Source organism: Adlercreutzia sp. DFI.6.23 (assembly GCF_024462535.1).
Lineage (GTDB): Bacteria > Actinomycetota > Coriobacteriia > Coriobacteriales > Eggerthellaceae > Adlercreutzia > Adlercreutzia rubneri.
The window spans coordinates 1-3,010 of sequence record NZ_JANGBP010000020.1 but is presented as its reverse complement, the minus strand read 5'-3'; the positions used below and the strand labels follow the sequence as shown (position 1 = coordinate 3,010).

5 protein-coding genes are annotated in these 3,010 nt (G+C 57.8%); all 5 read left to right on the top strand.

Going from position 1 to position 3,010, the window contains the following annotated elements; genetic code table 11:
• The coding region (locus NE591_RS12100) for a hypothetical protein (RefSeq protein ID WP_256156731.1) at positions 1–869 on the top strand (869 nt) is incomplete at its 5' end.
• A gap of 43 nt (positions 870–912) precedes the next feature.
• Positions 913–1,149 carry a ribbon-helix-helix domain-containing protein gene (locus NE591_RS12095; RefSeq protein ID WP_035138971.1) on the top strand — a complete coding sequence of 79 codons (237 nt, stop codon included), beginning with the start codon at positions 913–915 and terminating at the stop codon, positions 1,147–1,149.
• Positions 1,133–1,402, top strand: coding sequence for a type II toxin-antitoxin system RelE/ParE family toxin (locus tag NE591_RS12090; RefSeq protein ID WP_035138972.1), 270 nt, complete (start codon positions 1,133–1,135; stop codon positions 1,400–1,402). Before NE591_RS12095 ends, NE591_RS12090 begins: the two co-directional genes overlap by 17 nt.
• A 62-nt stretch (positions 1,403–1,464) precedes the next feature.
• Positions 1,465–2,085, top strand: coding sequence for a replication protein (locus tag NE591_RS12085; protein WP_178606284.1), 621 nt, complete (start codon positions 1,465–1,467; stop codon positions 2,083–2,085).
• Between the two features lie 434 nt (positions 2,086–2,519).
• A partial coding sequence (locus tag NE591_RS12080) for a plasmid recombination protein (RefSeq protein WP_256156730.1) occupies positions 2,520–3,010 on the top strand: 491 nt, incomplete at its 3' end.

Sequence of the window (3,010 nt, the reverse complement as noted above, 5' to 3'; positions counted from 1 at the left end):
TGTCGAAGAAGTTCGGCATCGAGAACATGATGGGCGGGTACGTCCACAAGGACGAGGTGTTGAAGGATGGCACGCCCGCCCGCGACCACATGCACGTGCCGTTCACGCCCATCCTAGATGGACGGTTCAACTACAAGCAGATGTGCCCCCGCAGCTTCTACCAGAGCATGCACAAGGAGCTTGGGGATTACCTAGAGGGGCGCATGGGCTACCGCCCTGCAATCGAGCTTGACGAGGAGACGCGGGCGCAGCGTGTATACACGGACAAGTCCGTGGATATCGACAAGGTACGCTGTGCGGTCGATAAGGCCGTGGTTGAACCTGCGAAGGACGAAGCGGCGCGAATCGTCGCGGCGGCTAGGGAAGAAGCCGCCGCTTTACTGAATGATGCCGAAGCGCGTAAGGCAGAGCTTGTTACCGAGATTGCCGACAAGGAGGGTGACCTTGCCGAGCTTGACAGCCAGCTCGAGGACGTGAAGCTCGATATCGAAGATGAGCAAGACCGATTGGAGTATCTTCGGCAACGAGCGGACGGAGTTGCGCGAGACATTGGAGAGCTTCAACCCATCGCTACCGAGGTTCGGGGCTGGGAAGCTGCGGGAAAAGCTGAGCGCGGCGCAATCCTCGATAACATCGTTGTTAAGTGCGATGGACTCGCGAGCCGCATCAGAGCAGGAGTTGCGGGAATGCGAATCAAAGTGGAAGAGCTTAGAAGCCGAATATCGCGCCCGCTCGAATATCTGATGCGCAGGGAACAGCCAAGGCAACAGAGCCTTAATGACGTGCTGCGCGATGCGCAGCGGGCGGCGGATGCGTGGAACCGCGACCACGCTGCACCGCAGAGGACGTATCGCGGGCGGGCTAGATGATGTGTTATAGTAGTACCTGTAATACACGACAAGGAGGTGCGACATGGCTACCGCGGTCACATCAATGAGGATTCCAACCGAGTTGAACGAGCGCTACAGCCGTCTTGCGAAGGAGACTGGCAGGTCGAGGAGCTTCTACGTTAACGAAGCCCTGCAAGAAGCTATCGACCGTTTCGAGTACGAGTACGGGATTCTCAAGGATATCGAGGACTATCGTGCTGGCAGGCTTGAGACCTACAGCATCGACGAGGTAAGGGCGCACTGTGGCCTGGCGAATTGATTTCACGAGGAACGCCGACAAGGCGATGCGCAAGCTCGATAAGGGCGTTGCCGCGCGGGTGTTTGACGAGCTTGACGAGATAGCGAAGCTCGAAGACCCAAGAAGCAGGGGCAAGGCATTGACGGGAAACTTGGCAGGCGTGTGGCGATACAGGGTCGGTGACTACCGAATCCTGTGCGACATCAATGACGGCAGGCTCGTCATTCTCGTGGTCGATGTTGCGCATAGACGCGAGGTTTACAAGCGCAGATAAAAAAAGAAAAGCCCCAGCAAGCTTGGCGGCAGCAGGGGCATTCAAGACAAGGAGATTATAGCATGGCTAGGTCTGAAGCCCAGAAACGTGCGGATAAGAAGTACGAAAAGAAACGTGCACCACGTAAGGATTACTGGCTCTTTGAGTTCTATCCAGATAGTGCGCCGGAGAACTGGCGCGAGATTATCAACGGTTGGCTTGTCGACTGCCTTGTCTCACCGCTCCACGATTCCGATGTGAACGAGGACGGTACACCAAAGAAGCCGCATTGGCATGGAATCCTGTTTTTCGACAGCGTTAAATCGTTCGAGCAGGTTCAGGAACTCGTTGCACCGCTTAATGGACCAATCCCTATCATCCCAAAGGGAACGAAACGCAACTGCGCCCGCTACCTCTGCCATCTGAACAACCCAGAGAAGCATCAATACAGCGAAGCTGATGTGCTCGAATTCCAGAACGCCGATTACGCGGATCTCAAGACCCGCGATAACGACAAGTATGGGTACATCGGCGAGATGATGGACTTCGTGGACGAGCAAGGCCAGTACTCGTATGCGTACCTGTTGCGCTTTGCGCGCGCGAACCGCCCCGAGTGGTTCCGCTGCCTTTGCGACAACGGTACATACGTCATGAAGGAGTACTGCAAGACAGCCGCGTTTGATGCGCGGCAAGCGGCGCAGTAGTTGGGTCAATGCAGCATTCAGCGACCACGGGGGCTTTAGCCCTCGTTCGCGGAATGCGGAATTGACGCAACGGTCAAGCCACAAGACCAGACTTGATTAAGGGTCGATGGACGCTCTGCTCCATCGACCCTTTCCTTGCCCAAGTCTGCGAGTGCGGGAGGGCTGCGGCTCGGATTCCCATGGGCGAGGTACTACGACCTCGCCCATGGGAATCCGATATCCGATACCGATACGTCGGGGTGGTTTGGAGGGGTTTTACCCCTCCATCTCGGCGGAGCCGAGCGGGCAAGGAAGAGGTGCCGCCACCGATGACGCGCAGCAATCTCGACCGCTGGGAGGATTGCGGAGAAGCCCCGCAGGGCACGTCCTTAGCGCAGCTAAGGTCTAACGTGCTAGACTTTAGTCGATTAAGTCTGTACGGTTCGGAGGTTTCCATGGCTCACATCGCGAAATACAAGGCTCCATCGGTCGGGCACATGCTTGCCCACTACCGCCGCGACCGCAGCAGCCTGGAGCGCGACAACATCGACCCCGAGCGCATCAAGAACGACTTGGTGGTCGGCCACTACACGAACAAGGACGGCAAGCTCGTTGTGGGGCGCGTGGAGCCGCGCGAGGGCGAGCCGAACTGGGGCACGGTGGAGAGCCGCATCGAGCGCGTGAACGAGGCCCAGAAGGCCGCAGGGAAGCGTGCCACGCGCAAGGATGCGGTCGTTATGGCTGACGTTGTTGTGACGCTTCCCGACAATGTGCGCAAGGGCGATGAGGACAGGTTCTTCCGTCTCACGTACTGGTACCTGTCGAAGAAGTTCGGCATCGAGAACATGATGGGCGGGTACGTCCACAAGGACGAGGTGTTGAAGGATGGCACGCCCGCCCGCGACCACATGCACGTGCCGTTCACGCCCATCCTAGATGGACGGTT

What these genes read in the sequence shown, in the direction of transcription:
- NE591_RS12095 (WP_035138971.1), top strand. Translation starts at nt 913, where the DNA reads ATGGCTACCGCGGTCACATCAATGAGGATTCCAACCGAGTTGAACGAG.
- NE591_RS12085 (WP_178606284.1), top strand. Translation starts at nt 1,465, where the DNA reads ATGGCTAGGTCTGAAGCCCAGAAACGTGCGGATAAGAAGTACGAAAAG.